General features: G+C 61.4%; 11 protein-coding genes and 1 pseudogene. 9 read left to right on the forward strand and 3 right to left on the reverse strand.

The window, feature by feature from the left end; translation table 11 throughout:
- Positions 1 to 8: 8 nt before the first annotated feature.
- The 4 genes from ACM6IT_RS14415 (at position 9) to ACM6IT_RS14430 (ending at position 6,406) form a co-directional block, all read left to right on the forward strand.
- Positions 9 to 3,215 (forward strand): DUF2339 domain-containing protein, encoded by a 3,207-nt coding sequence (locus ACM6IT_RS14415; RefSeq protein WP_414918227.1) that lies wholly within the window; start codon positions 9 to 11, stop codon positions 3,213 to 3,215.
- Positions 3,212 to 4,585, forward strand: coding sequence for a DUF3999 domain-containing protein (locus ACM6IT_RS14420; RefSeq protein WP_414914157.1), 1,374 nt, complete (start codon positions 3,212 to 3,214; stop codon positions 4,583 to 4,585). Before ACM6IT_RS14415 ends, ACM6IT_RS14420 begins: the two co-directional genes overlap by 4 nt.
- 204 nt (positions 4,586 to 4,789) lie before the next feature.
- Positions 4,790 to 5,800: a class 1 fructose-bisphosphatase gene (locus tag ACM6IT_RS14425; RefSeq protein WP_007975526.1), complete on the forward strand. Its 1,011-nt coding sequence runs from the start codon at positions 4,790 to 4,792 to the stop codon at positions 5,798 to 5,800.
- Positions 5,801 to 5,803: 3 nt separating this feature from the next.
- A complete protein-coding gene (locus ACM6IT_RS14430; protein ID WP_056725774.1) occupies positions 5,804 to 6,406 on the forward strand; it encodes a DUF924 family protein in 603 nt (200 codons plus the stop codon).
- Positions 6,407 to 6,469: 63 nt separating this feature from the next.
- Here ACM6IT_RS14430 and ACM6IT_RS14435 read toward each other — a convergent pair whose 3' ends face one another.
- Together ACM6IT_RS14435 and ACM6IT_RS14440 are read right to left on the reverse strand one after the other, a co-directional pair.
- Positions 6,470 to 7,234, reverse strand: coding sequence for a methyl-accepting chemotaxis protein (locus ACM6IT_RS14435; RefSeq protein WP_414914295.1), 765 nt, complete (start codon positions 7,232 to 7,234; stop codon positions 6,470 to 6,472).
- A gap of 93 nt (positions 7,235 to 7,327) precedes the next feature.
- Positions 7,328 to 8,362: pseudogene (locus tag ACM6IT_RS14440) on the reverse strand (cache domain-containing protein); the annotation flags it as partial.
- Between the two features lie 281 nt (positions 8,363 to 8,643).
- Between ACM6IT_RS14440 and ACM6IT_RS14445 the strand changes: the two are divergent.
- Both ACM6IT_RS14445 and ACM6IT_RS14450 read left to right on the forward strand, forming a co-directional pair.
- On the forward strand, positions 8,644 to 8,898 hold the full coding sequence (locus ACM6IT_RS14445) for a hypothetical protein (protein WP_056725770.1): 255 nt from the start codon (positions 8,644 to 8,646) through the stop codon (positions 8,896 to 8,898).
- A 30-nt stretch (positions 8,899 to 8,928) separates the two neighbouring features.
- On the forward strand, positions 8,929 to 9,498 hold the full coding sequence (locus ACM6IT_RS14450; RefSeq protein WP_056725768.1) for a lipocalin family protein: 570 nt from the start codon (positions 8,929 to 8,931) through the stop codon (positions 9,496 to 9,498).
- A 117-nt stretch (positions 9,499 to 9,615) separates the two neighbouring features.
- Here the strand turns inward: ACM6IT_RS14450 and ACM6IT_RS14455 are convergent, their stop codons facing one another.
- On the reverse strand, positions 9,616 to 10,980 hold the full coding sequence (locus ACM6IT_RS14455) for a formimidoylglutamate deiminase (protein WP_414914158.1): 1,365 nt from the start codon (positions 10,978 to 10,980) through the stop codon (positions 9,616 to 9,618).
- A 146-nt stretch (positions 10,981 to 11,126) separates the two neighbouring features.
- Between ACM6IT_RS14455 and hutC the strand changes: the two genes are divergently transcribed.
- The 3 genes from hutC to hutU all read left to right on the forward strand — a co-directional run bounded on the left by hutC (position 11,127) and on the right by hutU (position 14,528).
- Positions 11,127 to 11,837 carry a histidine utilization repressor gene (hutC, locus tag ACM6IT_RS14460; RefSeq protein ID WP_162135916.1) on the forward strand — a complete coding sequence of 237 codons (711 nt, stop codon included), beginning with the start codon at positions 11,127 to 11,129 and terminating at the stop codon, positions 11,835 to 11,837.
- On the forward strand, positions 11,834 to 12,403 hold the full coding sequence (locus ACM6IT_RS14465) for a HutD family protein (RefSeq protein ID WP_414914159.1): 570 nt from the start codon (positions 11,834 to 11,836) through the stop codon (positions 12,401 to 12,403). Before hutC ends, ACM6IT_RS14465 begins: the two co-directional genes overlap by 4 nt.
- Positions 12,404 to 12,845: 442 nt before the next feature.
- Positions 12,846 to 14,528 carry a urocanate hydratase gene (gene hutU / locus ACM6IT_RS14470; RefSeq protein ID WP_056725762.1) on the forward strand — a complete coding sequence of 561 codons (1,683 nt, stop codon included), beginning with the start codon at positions 12,846 to 12,848 and terminating at the stop codon, positions 14,526 to 14,528.
- The last annotated feature ends 86 nt before the right edge of the window (positions 14,529 to 14,614 follow it).

Here is a 14,614-nt window from a genome sequence, read left to right on the forward strand (position 1 = left end):
TATCGACCATGCAATGGATGTTCATGCTGATAGGGCTGGTGCTCGGCTGGATACTTGACGAGTCATTCAGCGATGCGCTGCTGGGCGCGTTACTCGGATTGGGTATCGGCCAGGCCCTTCGCTTGGCTCGCATGGACTCGCAGGCCTTCGAGCAGCAGCGTTTGCTGGAGCAGGCCCAGGTCGCGCTGCACGCGGTCGAGCAACGGCTGGCGCTGCTCGAGGCATCGGGCGTCAAGGCGCCGCAAGCCCGCGAACCATTTGCCTCACCTGAAACCATCCTTGATGAAGTACCTGTCGCAGCCCCGGATTTGCTCTGGGAGCTACCGCCCGAACTCGAGCCGGTAGCCGTCGCAGCCAGCGAAACCAAGCGTTCGCAGCCTGTCGATGCCTGGAGGTCCGAGCCGTCCGCTCGCGAACCACAGCCACCCGTCACCCCGCGTGGCCCGAACTTCATCGATCGCGCCATCAGCCGTGCCCGTGCCTGGTTGTTCGGCGGCAATACCGTGTTGCGGGTCGGCGTGGTGCTGCTGTTCCTCGGCCTGGCCTTTCTGCTGCGCTATGCCACCGAAGGCGTGGTGGTGCCGGTTGAGTTGCGTTACGCAGGTGTTGCGGCGGCGGCCTTGGGACTGCTCGGGCTGGGTTGGTGGTTGCGAGCGCGCAACAACAGTTATGCGTTGATCCTGCAAGGTGCCGGGATCGCCGTGCTGTACCTGACGGTGTTTGCCGCGATGCGCCTGCATCCGCTGCTCGATCCCTCGGCCGGGTTTGGCCTGCTGGTGGCGGTGACGGCCTGTTCGGCGATTCTCGCCATTACCCAGGACTCCCTGGGGCTGGCCGCCGCTGCCGCACTGGGTGGATTCGCCGCGCCGCTGCTGGCCTCCACCGGTGCCGGTAGCCACGTCGCACTGTTCAGCTATTTTGCCCTGCTCAACGCCGGCATCTTCGCCATCGCCTGGTTCAAGGCCTGGCGGCTGTTGAATGTCATCGGGTTCAGCGGCACCTTCGGCATTGGTTTCGCCTGGGGCCTGCGCTCCTACTCGCCGGAGCAGTTGTGGAGTACCGAGCCGTTCCTGATTCTGTTTTTCCTGATGTACCTGGCCATTGGTCTGCTGTTCGCCCGGCGCAGGCTGCTGGAAATGAGCGATGCACCGGCAGAGGGCAGTCGCGAATCGCTGCTGCAGTGGTCGGCGCGCAAGGGCAACTACGTCGACGGCACGCTGCTGTTCGGCCCGCCGCTGGTGGGTTTCGGCTTGCAGTTCGCATTGGTGCAGCATCTGGAGTTCGCGGCGGCGTTCAGTGCCTTGGCGCTGGGCATGATTTACATGGGGCTGGCCCGTTGGCTGATGGCCGGGCGCACGCTGTTGCTGGGGGAAACCTGCCTGGCTTTGGGTGTGATCTTCGCCAGCCTGGCGATTCCGCTGGGGCTCGATGCACGCTGGACGACAGCGGCATGGGCGGTGGAAGGCGCGGGGATCTTCTGGCTCGGTCTGCGTCAGCAAAGGCCCGTGGCCCGGGGCTTTGCCTTACTCCTGCAACTGGGGTCGGCACTGGCGTTTCTCAGCGAACTGCACGACAGCGAGAGCAGCCTGCTCGGCGGTGTACCACTGGGCGCGCTGTTGCTGGGCGTCGCGCTGCTGTTCAGCTTCTACCAGTTGCGTAAAGCCCTGCCGGAACAGATCAGGCCTTGGGAACTGAAAGGTCTGCCAGTCCTGGCGTGCCTCGGGCTGTCGTTTCTCTATTTGCTGGCGCCGTTGTTTTTCTTCAGCCACGGCACGGTGATCAGTTGGGCCCTGGCCGGGGCGCTGACGTTGTTGGTTGGCTTGCGCCTGCCATCGCGCACCTTCGTGTTCAGCGCGCTCGCTGTGCAACTGTTGGGTGGCGCGTTGTTCCTGGCGACGGGGCCGCTGTTCAGTGAAGAGCTGAACCCCTTGGCTCATGCCGGATTCTGGGCGCCGCTGGTGTTGGGGCTGGCGGCGATGGTCGGGGCCTGGCGTTTGCAGATTGGTCATTCGCTTGGAGTATTCGAAGGGCTGAGCCTGTTGCGATTGTCCCAGGCGTTGCTGGTGTGGGGCGCAGGCTGGTGGGCGTTGGCCTGGGTCATCGAAGGGCTGCATTTTGCGCCGTTGCCGATGCGGGCGCCTTTGTTGTTGGGCATCGCGGCCGTGAGTGTGGCCCTGTGGACGGTATTGGCGCTGCGCCTGAAATGGCCATCACTGGGGGCACTCGGCACGGTGTTGATTCCCGCGGCGGCGCTGGTGCTGCTCGCGGCCTGGCACTCGCGTTATCACCCGGCAGCCAACGTCGGCTGGCTGGCGTGGGCCGCCGTGTTCGTGGTGCATTTCATGTCCCTGCGACGCCTGGCGCCCATGCTGCCGGCGCGCGCGACGAGCGTCGCCCATGTGCTCGGCTGTTGGTTGTTGATGGGGGTGCTGGCTCTGGAGTTGCGTTACGGCTTGCTGGTGTTGTCCGAGCAATACAACGCCTGGCGCTGGTTGGGTTGGGCGATTCTGCCCAGTCTGTACCTGGTGCTGATGGCGGCACCTCGCGCGTGGCCGTGGCCGGTGTCGGCGTATCCGCGCGAATACCGTGTATACGCCGCCGCGCCGTTGGCGTTGTTGATGCTCGGCTGGTTCTGGCTGGCGAATGTCGCCAGTGACGGCAACGCCGAGCCACTGCCTTACGTGCCATTGATCAACCCGCTGGAGCTGGGCCTGTTGTTGGCGCTGTTCGGCGTCTATGTCTGGTCCCGCAGCGCCATGACACAACTGGCGGTCCGCGAGGATTACGCCGCCATCGCCACGCAAGGGGTCGCAGGTGCCTCGCTGTTCGTGTTCTTTACTGCGTTGGTGATGCGTACGGCACACCATTGGAGTGGGGTGCCGTTCGAGCTGGATCTGTTGCTGGCGTCGATGCGGGTGCAAGCCGGCCTGTCCATCGTCTGGACCTTGATGGCCCTGAGCCTGATGATCGGCGGCCATTTGCTTCGCCGCCGTGAAGTCTGGTTGATCGGCGCGGCCTTGATCGGCGTGGTCGTGGCCAAGCTGTTCTTTGTCGAATTGAGTAACCGCGGCGGGCTGGCGCGGATCGTGTCGTTTATCGGTGTCGGTGTATTGCTGCTGGTGGTGGGCTATTTCGCCCCGCTGCCGCCCAAGCGTGCCGAAGCTGAGCCGGATAACGAGAAACCGGTCCCGGAATCCGAAGGAGTGTCGTCTTGAGTCAGAAGCTTAACCTGGGTTGGCTGGGGGCTGTCGCCATGGGTGTGGTGTTATCGGCGGTTGCCCAGGAAAAACCGGCGGACTTCGCCACTCAAGTGCCTTTGTCGGTGACGGGCGAAGGCCCCTGGTATCGACTTGAACTGCCTCTGAACGTACAGCTGAATGCACGGCAGACGGACCTGAGCGACGTGCGTGTGTTCAACGCCGTGGGCGAAGTTCAGGCTTATGCCTTGGCCCGGGAGTCGGCGCGGAGCAATGAAACCCGCACCTTGAACGAGGTGAAATGGTTTCCGTTGTACAGCTCGTTGGACGCCACTGAAACCGCGCCGAGTGTGCGGGTGCAATCGAACACCAACGGCACGTTGGTCCAGGTGCAGCCCTCCAGTCAGCTGGAGGCAGGTGAGGAGGAGTTGCGCGGCTGGTTGCTCGACGCATCGTCTATCAAGGCACCGTTGCAGCAGTTGGTTCTCGACTGGATCAGCGAGCGCGACGGATTCCAGCGTTTCACCATCGAAGCCAGCGATGATTTGCAGCATTGGCAGTCCTGGGGCGAAGGGCAGGTGGCGCGCCTGACCTTTTCCGACGAGCGGGTCGAACAGCATGAAGTCAACCTGCCGGGCCAGTCGGCACGCTACCTGCGGTTGCTGTGGATCACCCCGCATTCGGCGCCGACACTGACTTCGGCGCAACTGCAAAGCGCCAATATCCGCAGCCTGCCGCTGCCGTTGGTCTGGTCCCAGCCGTTGGCCGGCAGCAGCGTGAAGGCGGGCGAGTACACCTGGCAGCTGCCGATGGGGCTGAATGTCGAGCGGGTGCAGGTCGAGTTGAGCCAGCCCAACAGCCTGGCGCCAGTGAGCCTGGCCGGCCGGCGCGACAGCAGCTTGCCATGGCAGTCGTTGGGCAGCGGTTTGCTCTATCGACTGACCCAGGACGGTCAGGACGTGGTGCAAAACCAATTGCAGCTGTCAGGGCAAATCGTCCAGCAATTGAAACTGACCGTGGACGAACGCGGCGGTGGCCTGGGTGATCAGGCGCCGACGCTGAAGTTTGCCGTGCGCGCCACGCAACTGGTGTTCCTGGCGCGTGGGCCGGGGCCTTACACGCTGGTCGTGGGGAATTCGACGGCGAAGGCGGCGAACTTGCCGCTGTCGACGCTGATTCCGGATTACAGCCCGGCAAAACTCGCGACCCTGGGCCGGGCCAAGGTGGATGTCGGGGCGGTGGTCCCGAATGCGGCGACAGAGAAAACGCTGGCGACGACGGACACCCAGTGGAAGACATTCGGCTTGTGGGCGGTGTTGTTGCTCAGTGTCCTGTTCCTGGCAGCGATGGCGTTCAGTTTGTTGCGCAAACCGCCAGCCAAATCCTGAAGAAGGCTGGCGAATGCGTTCGCCCGGTCACTGAAAATGCCGAAATGACCGCAGTTCCCAGGCTCGCATCCAGTCCATTTCCAACTACGCTCATCCCCCGCGCATGAACTCTCTTCGGCCGATCACGTCTGATAGGAGGAAATGCGCCCCGACTCGCGTTAAACTGCGCGGGTTTTTAGCCCCCCCATTCCTCCGGAGCCTTCCATGTCCCGCGTTACCTTGAGTCGCTATTTGATTGAGCAGACCCGCAGCAACAACACTCCTGCCGATCTGCGCTTCCTGATCGAAGTGGTGGCGCGTGCCTGCAAGGAGATCAACCACGCCGTGTCCAAAGGCGCCCTGGGTGGTGTTCTGGGCAGCATGGGCACTGAAAACGTCCAGGGCGAAGTGCAGAAGAAGCTCGACGTGATCTCCAACGAGATCCTGCTCGAAGCCAACGAATGGGGTGGTCACCTGGCCGGCATGGCGTCCGAAGAAATGGACAACGCCTACCAGATCCCGGGCAAATACCCGAAAGGCGCGTACCTGCTGGTATTCGACCCACTGGACGGTTCGTCGAACATCGACATCAACGCCCCGGTGGGCACCATCTTCTCGGTACTGCGTTGCCCGAACGAATACCTGAGCCAGAACGAGCCCTTGAATGAAAAGGCCTTCCTGCAGCCAGGTACACAGCAAGTGGCCGCCGGTTACGCGATCTACGGTCCGCAGACCATGCTGATCCTGACCCTGGGCGACGGCGTGAAAGGCTTTACCCTGGACCGTGAAATGGGCAGCTTCGTACTGACCCACGAAAACATCACCATTCCTGAAGCCACCCAGGAATTCGCCATCAACGCGTCCAACCAGCGTCACTGGGAAGCACCGGTACAGCGCTACGTCAGCGAATTGCTGGCAGGCGATGAAGGCCCGCTGAAAAAGAACTACAACATGCGCTGGGTTGCCGCGATGGTCGCCGACGTGCACCGCATCCTGACCCGCGGCGGTCTGTTCATGTACCCACGCGACAGCCGCGAGCCGTCGAAGCCGGGCAAACTGCGCCTGATGTACGAAGCCAACCCGATGTCGTTCCTGGTCGAACAAGCGGGCGGTGCGTCCACCGACGGCCATCAGCGCATCCTCGACATCCAGCCGGAAGGCCTGCACCAGCGTGTTGCGGTGTTCCTCGGTTCGAAAGAAGAAGTTGCCCGCGTCACGGCTTACCACAAGGAGTAAACCATGACCGCGCCCTGGCAGCCGTTGCTTGATTGGTGGTTCGGAAACTCCGGGTCAGCGAGGGAAGTGGCGGCGCAGAAGGGCAGGTTGTGGTTTGGCAAGCGCGACAGCCAGGACCTCGAAGCGCGCGAGCGTTTCGGGGACTTGGCCGAGCAGGCACTGGCCGGCGGATTGACCGAGTGGATGCAACGTCCCGAAGGTTGGCTGGCCCTGGTGCTGTTGCTCGATCAAATCCCGCGAATGATCTTTCGCGACACCCCCAAAGCGTTTTCCGGCGATTCCCGGGCACAGAAACTCGTGGCCCAAGGCATTGCGGCGGATTTCGATCGGCAGTTGCAGCCGATTCAGCGGGTGTTCATCTACCTGGTGTTCGAGCACAGCGAAAACCTCGCGGTGCAGAACGAAGGTGTCTCGCGTTACATCGAATTGGTGGCGCAGCAGCCGGAGGTCGATCGGGCGTTGTTCGCCGATTATCTGGACTTTGCCGAGCGGCATCAGAGGGTGATTGCGCAGTTTGGGCGGTTTCCGCATCGCAATGCGGTGTTGGGAAGGGAATCGACGGCTGAGGAAATTGAGTTTCTTTCGGGGCCCGGGTCTCGGTTCTAATTTTTTCGTCGCTGCTGATGCCGTCTTCGCGAGCAAGCCCGCGAAGGGGCCGGTGAGCGCGCCTTAGATCCTGAAACTTCCGACTAGCTGCTTCAAACGCGCCGCTTGCTGCTCTAGATCGGCACACGCACGCAAGGTCGACTGCAGGTTCTCCACACCTTCCTGGTTCAGTGTGTTGATCTCGGTGATGTCGACGTTGATCGACTCCACCACGGCCGTCTGTTCTTCAGTGGCGGTGGCGACCGACTGGTTCATGCCATCGATCTCCCCGATGCGCAGGGTCACGCTCCCCAGTCGCTCGCCCGCCTGGTTGGCGATGCCGACGCTGCTTTCGCTCTGGCGCTGGCTGTCGGTCATGATGCCCACCGCTGCCCGGGCGCCGACTTGCAGCTCTTCGATCATCGTCTGCACTTGTTGCGCCGAGTCCTGGGTGCGGTGAGCGAGGTTGCGCACCTCGTCGGCAACCACCGCGAAACCACGGCCGGCCTCACCGGCTCGCGCCGCTTCAATCGCCGCGTTCAGTGCCAGCAGGTTGGTCTGCTGGGAGATGCTGGTAATCACTTCCAGGATCTGCCCGATGTTGACCGTGTTGCTGTTGAGGGTCTCGATGTTGCCGCACGAATCGCTGATCTTGGCCGACAGTTGCTGCATCGCAGCGATGGTTTTATCCACTACCTGTTGGCCGTCTTCGGCCAGGCTGCGGGCATCGCTGGAATGTTGCGAGGCGAGGGCGGCGTTTTGGGCGATTTCCTGGGCGGCGGCACCGAGCTGGTTGATCGCCGCGGCCACGCTGTTGGTGCGCGAGGCTTGCTGGTCTGAGTTGAGCATCGACGAGTTCGACGCGGCCACCACCCGCAGCGCCACTTCGTTGACCTGGCCGGTGGCTGAGGACACTTCGATGATCGAGGTGTGAATGCGTTCGACGAATCGGTTGAACGACAGCCCCAGCGCGCCGAACTCGTCGTGGCCGTGAATGACCAGGCGCTTGGTCAGGTCACCTTCGCCTTCGGCGATGTCGTGCATGGCGCGACCCATGGTCAGCAGCGGCTGCATCAACAGGTTGATCAGCATGCCCAGCAGCACAATGATGATCACCACGGCAATCACCATGGCAATAATCGCCGAGGTGCGGAACTCGCTGAGCATCGAGAACGCGGTGTCCTGGTCGAGCACCAGAGCCACGTACCAGTCCGCCGACGGTACGCCGTTGACGTGGGTGAAGGAGATGAACTGGCGCTTGCCGTCGATCTCGACCTCTTTCATGCCCGGGCTGACTTTCGGCGCACCGTTGGGGTAGGCCTCGGTCAGGTTCTTGAGTACCAGCTTGCTGTCCGGGTGAATCAGGATCTTGCCGTCGGCACCGACGATGAACGCATGGCCGTGACCGCCGAAGTTCAGCGAATTGATGATTGCACTGACGCTGGACAGGTCGATGTCGGCGCCGGCGACACCAATCATCTGGCCCTGATGCTGCACCGGAGTGGCGACGGTGATTACCAGCTTGCCGGAGGAGGCGGCGATGTAGGGTTCGGTGACGATGGTCTGTTGCGCGCTGTTGGCCGCCTTGTACCAGCCACGGACGCGCGGGTCATAGTCCGCCGCGCGGTTGCCCGCCGGGACCGAGAACATCACGCCGTCGGTGCCACCGAAGTAACTCAGCTGGAAGTTGCCGGTGTAGGCGGGCAGGTCGATGATCCGTTTCAGGCCAGCGGGAGCATTGCCGTCGGCGTTGATCTGTTGGGCCATCGACTGCAGCAATTGCATGCGGCTTTCCAGCCAGGTCTGGATGTTGCTGGTGGTCAGGCTGCCGAGTTCCTGCATCGAGGCCTCGGTACTGTTGCGCAAGGTTTCGCGCTGGCGATAGTCGTTGAACAGGATGAAACAAGCGAATGCGACGGCCACCACGAGGGCGGCAGCCAGCAATATCTTGTGGCTGAACTTCATGTTTCGGGTCATGGATGAGCTACCGCAGAGGGGCTGTTCGACAAAATGGGAGAGCAAGCGCCAGCGACGTGGCTTTGCGTTGCATTTATGTCGACTGAACGGCGCCAAAGATTAGGCGGATTTTCTGAAAAACGATGAAATGCCCGGTAAACAGGCAAAGTGGCTGATTTTCGGCAAAAGGTAGACGAGTGGCCCGATAAATAGCCTGCCGGGCAGGGAACCAGACAGGGGTTTTCTCTTCTAAGCTTCAGCTTGGCAGCCATGCCAATCCCCTACGCCCCCGGAGTTTCACCATGTCGTTGCGTTCCATCGCCCTGCTTTCGTTCTGCGTATTGCTCGCTGCCTGCAGCAAGGTCAATCAGGAAAACTACTCGAAGCTCTCCGCCGGCATGGCCAAGGCCGAAGTGGAGACCCTGTTGGGCAAACCCGCCGATTGTTCAGGCGCGCTCGGCATGTCCAGCTGCACCTGGGGCGACAAGAACAGCTTTATCAGCGTGCAGTTCGCCGGTGACAAAGTGCTGATGTTTTCCGGCCAAGGCCTGAAGTAAACCGGGGCGATCGCCCACGGGAGAAAAATAATGAAGCGGTTATTGATCATCCTTTTTGCCGGCCTGGTGTTGGCCGGCTGTGCCACGTCTGGCCCGGACCCGTTGGCCCCCAAGACAGTCAATAGCGTTAACCTCAAGCGCTACCAGGGCACCTGGTACGAGCTGGCTCGCATGCCGATGTACTTCCAGCGCGACTGCGCGCAGTCCGAAGCCCATTACACGCTCAAGCCCGACGGCAACGTCGCGGTGTTGAACCGCTGCCTGACGGCGCAGTGGCAATGGGAAGAGGTCAAGGGCACGGCTTATCCACAGACGCCCGGCAAGAACGACAAGCTGTGGGTCGAGTTCGATACCTGGTTTTCCAGGTTGATCCCGGGTACGGCGAAGGGCGAATACTGGGTGCTGTATGTCAGCGATGACTACAAGACCGCCATCGTCGGTGATCCGAGCCGCAAGTATCTGTGGCTGTTGTCGCGCACGCCGACCGTGAACGGTGTGGTGCGTGAGGAGCTGCTGAGCAAGGCGCGTCAGCAGGGTTACGACACCACGCGGCTGATCTGGCGGGCATCGGAACAGCAGATGGCGAAGACATCTAACTAGCGGTGCGACTGAAAAAGATCGCAGCCTGCGGCAGCTCCTACATCGATCCGGTTGGTCGCAATCATGCGGATAACCACGGAACCTGTAGGAGCTGCCGCAGGCTGCGATCTTTTGCTTTTAACCGAGCAAGTCGCGCAGGACCTGGGTGAAGGCGCGGCTGCTTTCCTCTTCGTCCGCATGCCGACCGTCACGCACGACCCATTGGCCATTGACCAGCACATCACGCACCTGGCGATCGCCGCCGGCAAACAACCAACGGTTGAGAATCCCGTCGCCACTGGCCGTTGCCAGGTACGGATCGTTGCCGTCGAGCACCAGCCAGTCGGCGCGCTTGCCGACTTCCAGGGCGCCAATCGGCTGGCCCAGTGCCTGGGCGCCGCCATCCAGCGCCGCATCAAACAGCGTACGACCGACCATTGGCTGATCTGCGCCATACAAACGATTTCGACGCTGGTCGCGCAGACGTTGGCCGTATTCCAGCCAGCGTAATTCTTCCACCACGCTCAACGACACATGGCTGTCGGAACCGATGCCCATGCGACCGCCCTGAGCGAGGAAATCCACCGCCGGGAAAATCCCGTCGCCCAGGTTGGCTTCGGTGGTCAGGCACAGGCCAGCGATGGCGCGGCTCCTGGCCATCGACGTGACTTCTTCCGGGTTGGCGTGGGTCGCGTGGACCAGGCACCAGCGCTGATCGACATCGACGTTTTCATACAGCCATTGCAGCGGACGACGACCGCTCCAGGTCAGGCAGTCGTCGACTTCTTTCTGCTGCTCGGCAATGTGGATGTGCACCGGGCATTGCTTGTCGCTGGCCGCCAGCACTTCGCTGATCTGCTGCGGTGTTACCGCGCGCAGCGAGTGGAAACACAGGCCCAGTGCTTGCGCCGGTTGCTGCGCCAGCACCGGTTGCAGGCGCGATTGCAGCTTGAGGTAGTTTTCGGTGCTGTTGATGAAACGGCGCTGGCCTTCGTTCGGAGCCTGGCCGCCAAAACCGGAATGGCTGTAGAGCACCGGCAGCAGGGTCAGGCCGATACCGGCGGAACCCGCAGCCTGGCTGATACGCAGGGCCAGTTCGGCCGGGTCCGCGTAAGGCTGGCCATTGATGTCATGGTGTACGTAATGAAATTCCGCCACCGACGTGTAACCGGCCTTGAGCATTTCGATGTACAGCTGACGGGCGATGACGCCGAGTTGCTCCGGGCTGATTTTTCCGACGAGGCGATACATCAGGTCGCGCCAGGTCCAGAAACTGTCGTTCGGATTGCCCGCCACTTCCGCCAGCCCGGCCATGGCCCGCTGGAAAGCGTGGGAGTGCAGGTTCGGCATGCCAGGCAACAGCGGACCGCTTAACCGTTCGGCGCCATCTGCGTTGGAATCGGCCTGGATATGGGTCAATACGCCGTCGGCGCTGACCTCAAGACGTACATTGTTGGCCCATCCACTAGGCAGCAGCGCGCGTTCGGCAAAGAAGGCGGACATGGTTCAGCACCCCATCGTGTGTTATTTGTATATACATATACAGACGTTTGCCTGCCCGGTAAACTCCGGCAAGCTAGCGACATCAATCAAATGACCAAGGATTAACCGTGCCGACTCCGCCTCCAGTCTCTCCGTTGGCCGCGAACATGGGCGACAGTCCGGCGCCCTTGTACGCCCGCGTCAAACAAATGATCACCCAGCAAATCGACAGTGGAAACTGGCCGCCGCACTACCGCGTTCCGTCGGAAAGCGAGCTGGTCAGCCAGTTGGGCTTCAGCCGCATGACCATCAACCGCGCCCTGCGCGAGATGACCGCCGATGGCCTGCTGGTGCGCATGCAGGGCGTCGGCACGTTCGTCGCCGAGCCGAAAAGCCAGTCTGCGCTGTTTGAAGTGCACAACATCGCCGACGAAATCGCCTCTCGCGGCCATCGCCACACCTGCAAGGTCATCACGCTCGAAGAAGAAGCCGCCGGCTCCGAGCGCGCCCTGGCCCTGGACATGCGCGAAGGGCAGAAGGTGTTCCATTCGCTGATCGTGCATTTCGAAAACGATATTCCGGTGCAAATCGAAGACCGTTTCGTCAATGCGCTGGTGGCGCCGGACTACCTTAAACAGGACTTCACCCTGCAAACGCCCTACGCCTACCTGAATCAGGTCGCGCCGCTGACCGAAGGCGAGCACGTGGTTGAGGCGATCCTGGCCGAGCCGTCCGAATGCAAATTGCTACAGATTGAAAAAGGCGAGCCGTGCCTGCTGATCCGTCGCCGCACCTGGTCCGGTCGTCAGCCAGTGACCGCCGCTCGCTTGATCCACCCCGGTTCCCGTCATCGTCTGGAAGGTCGGTTTCATAAATGAATCAGTTGAAGGTTTTACGCGCCAAAGATTACCCGCGCATGCCGTGGAAAAACGGCGGCGGCAGCACCGAAGAGATCACCCGCGATGCCGGCACCGGCCTGGATGGCTTTGGCTGGCGCCTGTCGATTGCCGACATTGGCGAATCGGGCGGCTTTTCCACCTTCGCCGGTTACGAGCGAGTGATCACCGTTTTGCAGGGCGACGGCATGAGCCTGACGGTGGATGGCCAGGACACTCGGCCACTGTTACCGCTGGACCCGTTTGCCTTCAGTGGTGAAAGCAAGGTTGCCTGCACATTGCTGGGCGGGTCGATTCGTGATTTCAATCTGATTTACGCGCCGCAGCGTTATGCCGCGCGGTTGCAGTGGTTGAGCGGTGAGCAGCGGTTCTTCAGTTCAGCGGGCACGGTGTTGGTGTTCAGCATCAGCGATGCGCTGGAAGTTGTGGTCGGTAACAGCGCTTCGAAGCTCGGTCGTCATGACTGCCTGCAACTCGACGGTAACGCCGGGCTGCTGGAAGTCTCCGTCAATGGTCCATGCTGTGTGATTGAGCTGGCCGCACGCTGATTCTGAATTTTCAAAGGATCGCAGCCTTCGGCAGCTCCTACAGGATGCACACCATCCCATGTAGGAGCTGCCGAAGGCTGCGATTTTTTGCATTTCAGCGTTCCCGAAAGCGCACCACTTTGTTACCGAATGCCCCAGCGTGGCGCAATATCACGCTCAAGTAACAAAATCCCCTCGCCACAAAAATCCCCCCGAAAATTTTTCATCTACGCCAGAACCCTTGTTCCAGGCGCTCTCCAGCCATTTCCGAGTTTTTCTTGAATGCTCATCCAACAAGTTGGCCGCTTGATTGCATATGCTTGTATGTACAAGTAAAGACGTATGTGTATGAGTCACGAGGACTCAACCATCGTCCACTGATTCGCTGGTGTGCACTGATGCCCATTGGCTTGCTCGCCCACTGCCTGGGTTGGTTTGGATTGATTGCTGAGGAGTCTTTTTCGTGACTGACATTAAACCTACTAAGTTTCGTGACGTTGAAATCCGTGCCGCACGCGGTAACAAGCTGACCGCCAAGAGCTGGCTGACCGAAGCGCCGCTGCGCATGCTGATGAACAACCTCGACCCGGAAGTCGCCGAGAACCCTAAAGAACTGGTGGTTTACGGTGGTATCGGTCGCGCTGCACGTAACTGGGAATGCTACGACAAGATCGTCGAAAGCCTGACCAACCTGAACGACGACGAGACCCTGCTGGTGCAATCCGGCAAGCCGGTCGGCGTGTTCAAGACCCACAGCAACGCCCCGCGCGTACTGATTGCCAACTCCAACCTGGTTCCACACTGGGCGAGCTGGGAACACTTCAACGAACTGGACGCCAAAGGCCTGGCCATGTACGGTCAGATGACCGCCGGCAGCTGGATCTACATCGGCAGCCAGGGCATCGTCCAGGGCACCTACGAAACCTTCGTAGAAGCCGGTCGCCAACACTACAACGATGACCTGAAAGGTCGTTGGGTCCTGACTGCCGGCCTTGGTGGCATGGGCGGCGCCCAGCCCCTGGCTGCAACCCTGGCCGGCGCTTGCTCGCTGAACATCGAATGCCAGCAGGTCAGCATCGATTTCCGTCTGAAAAGCCGCTACGTCGATGAGCAGGCTACCGACCTCGACGACGCTCTGGCCCGCATCGCCAAATACACCAAGGAAGGCAAGGCGATTTCCATCGCGCTGCTGGGCAACGCCGCTGAAATCCTGCCGGAGCTGGTCAAGCGTGGCGTGCGCCCGGACATGGTCACCGACCAGACCAGCGCCCACGACCCGCTCAACGGTTACCTGCCTGCCGGCTGGACCTGGGACCAGTACCGCGCTCGCGCCAAGACTGAACCTGCCGCTGTGATCAAGGCCGCCAAGCAATCGATGGCCGTGCACGTCAAGGCGATGCTCGAGTTCCAGAAAATGGGCGTACCGACCTTCGACTACGGCAACAACATCCGTCAGATGGCGCAGGAAGAAGGCGTGGAAAACGCATTCGACTTCCCAGGCTTCGTACCGGCCTACATCCGTCCGCTGTTCTGCCGTGGCATCGGTCCGTTCCGTTGGGCTGCGCTGTCGGGCAACGCTGAAGACATCTACAAGACCGACGCCAAGGTCAAGGAACTGATCCCGGACGACGCCCACCTGCACAACTGGCTGGACATGGCCCGCGAGCGCATCAGCTTCCAGGGCCTGCCAGCACGTATCTGCTGGGTTGGTCTGGGCCTGCGCGCCAAGCTGGGCCTGGCGTTCAACGAAATGGTGCGCAGCGGCGAGTTGTCTGCGCCAATCGTGATCGGCCGCGACCACCTGGACTCCGGTTCGGTATCGAGCCCTAACCGCGAAACCGAATCGATGCAGGACGGTTCCGACGCCGTTTCCGACTGGCCACTGCTCAACGCTCTGCTCAACACCGCAAGCGGCGCGACCTGGGTTTCCCTGCACCACGGCGGCGGCGTCGGCATGGGCTTCTCCCAGCACTCGGGCATGGTGATCGTCTGCGACGGTACTGACGAAGCGGCCGAGCGCATCGCTCGCGTGCTGCACAACGACCCGGCCACCGGCGTCATGCGTCACGCCGATGCCGGTTACCAGATCGCCATCGACTGCGCCAAGGAACAAGGGCTGAACCTGCCGATGATTACCGGCAAGTAATGCTTGCTCTGTAGGAGCTGCCGCAGGCTGCGATTTTTTGATCTTGATCTTTTAATCGCAGCCTGCGGCAGCTCCTACAGAGATCA

Origin of the sequence: Pseudomonas sp. IT-P4 (assembly GCF_949767755.1) — a bacterium.
Lineage (GTDB): Bacteria > Pseudomonadota > Gammaproteobacteria > Pseudomonadales > Pseudomonadaceae > Aquipseudomonas > Aquipseudomonas monachiensis.

Coding starts and splice junctions, on each gene's coding strand:
- ACM6IT_RS14465 (WP_414914159.1), top strand. CDS start 11,834: ATGAATCAGTTGAAGGTTTTACGCGCCAAAGATTACCCGCGCATGCCG.
- ACM6IT_RS14430 (WP_056725774.1), top strand. CDS start 5,804: ATGACCGCGCCCTGGCAGCCGTTGCTTGATTGGTGGTTCGGAAACTCC.
- ACM6IT_RS14445 (WP_056725770.1), top strand. CDS start 8,644: ATGTCGTTGCGTTCCATCGCCCTGCTTTCGTTCTGCGTATTGCTCGCT.
- ACM6IT_RS14450 (WP_056725768.1), top strand. CDS start 8,929: ATGAAGCGGTTATTGATCATCCTTTTTGCCGGCCTGGTGTTGGCCGGC.
- hutC (WP_162135916.1), top strand. CDS start 11,127: ATGGGCGACAGTCCGGCGCCCTTGTACGCCCGCGTCAAACAAATGATC.
- ACM6IT_RS14455 (WP_414914158.1), bottom strand. CDS start 10,980: ATGTCCGCCTTCTTTGCCGAACGCGCGCTGCTGCCTAGTGGATGGGCC.
- ACM6IT_RS14435 (WP_414914295.1), bottom strand. CDS start 7,234: ATGCTCAACTCAGACCAGCAAGCCTCGCGCACCAACAGCGTGGCCGCG.
- ACM6IT_RS14425 (WP_007975526.1), top strand. CDS start 4,790: ATGTCCCGCGTTACCTTGAGTCGCTATTTGATTGAGCAGACCCGCAGC.
- ACM6IT_RS14415 (WP_414918227.1), top strand. CDS start 9: ATGCAATGGATGTTCATGCTGATAGGGCTGGTGCTCGGCTGGATACTT.